This window comes from Mesorhizobium silamurunense (genome assembly GCF_014843825.1).
Lineage (GTDB): Bacteria > Pseudomonadota > Alphaproteobacteria > Rhizobiales > Rhizobiaceae > Mesorhizobium > Mesorhizobium silamurunense.
On sequence record NZ_JHQR01000339.1, the window covers coordinates 1 to 1,387 of the forward strand.

General features: G+C 68.5%; 1 pseudogene. It reads left to right on the plus strand.

Annotated features, from left to right (window positions below):
- Window positions 1–1,387: pseudogene (locus DH10_RS31800) on the plus strand (helicase); the annotation flags it as partial.

Genomic DNA, 1,387 nt, shown 5'->3' on the forward strand with positions numbered 1-1,387 from the left:
CTTCGCCGCCTGCGCCAACGGCGATCTGGCGTTGGGCTCGGACGGCATCCTGCGCTGGATCGGCGCGCCGATTGGCACGCTGGTCGCCGGCGACGAGGCATTGAAGCCGCGGCTCGTATTGCTCGCCGACGAGCAGCTCACCGGGCCGGCCCGCGACAAGGTGGCGGCGCGCGCCGAGCGTTTCGTCAATTTCCAGATCGAAACGCTTTTGAAGCCGCTGGTCGATTTGAAGAATGCCGAGCAGCTCGCCGGCATCGCGCGCGGCTCGCCTTCCAGCTCGTCGAGCATTTCGGTCTCATTAACCGCCGCGACATCGCCGAAGAAATGAAATCGCTCGACCAGGAGGGCCGCGCCGCGCTGCGGCGCCTTGGCGTGCGCTTCGGCGCCTACCACGTCTTCGTGCCGGCGCTGATCAAGCCGGCGCCGGCGGGGCTGGTCACGCTGCTCTGGGCGCTGAAGAACGACGGCAAGGACAAGCCGGGCTTCGGCGACGTGGTGCATGCGCTGGCGTCGGGCCGCACCTCGGTGGTCATCGACCCTGCCTTCGACAAAACCTTCTACAAGCTTGCCGGCTACCGCAATCTCGGCCGCCGCGCCGTGCGCGTCGACATTCTCGAACGGCTGGCCGACCTTATCCGCCCGGCGACCAACTGGAAGCCCGGCCTCGGCCAACGGCCGGACGGTGCCTATGACGGCCACGCCTTCATGGTGACACCACCGATGATGTCGATCCTCGGCGCCACCGCCGACGACATGGAAGAGATCCTGAAGGGCCTTGGCTATCGTTCCGAACCGAAGCCGGCAGCCGAGGTCAAGGCGAAGCTCGACGCGCTGGACAACGCGGCCCGCGAGGCCGCCGCGGCGAAGTTGGCGGCGGAAGCGGCCGCGCGCGCCGCGCAGGCGGCCGAGGTAACAGCCGCCGATGCCGTTGCCGAAACTTCCGCCGAGGGACCGGAATCGGAGGCTGAAGCGCCTGCGACGGAAGCTCCGGCCGAAAGCGTGGATGAGCCCGTTGCCGAGGCAGGCGAGGAGCACGTCTCCAAAGCGGAAACGCATAGCGCAGCCGATGCGGTAAGTGAGCCGACGGCGCAAGACGAGGCACCGGTTAGTGAGGCCTCCACTGAAGCTGAGGCTGAGGCTGAACCCGAAGCTGCGGCGGCAAGTGAAGCCACGCCGGCCGAAGTGACGGCAGCACCGGAAGCCGCCACCGGCGAGACGCCGGTCGAACAGGAAGAACCGAAGCCGATCCTTCTGTGGCGGCAGGCCCGTTTCGATCATCAGCGGCCCCGCCATCGCCACAACAACCGCCGGGACAATCGCCCGCGCGGCCAGGCGGGGCGCGACGGCCAAACTGCGACGGCAGCCAGCCAGGCCAGCGATCGGCCGG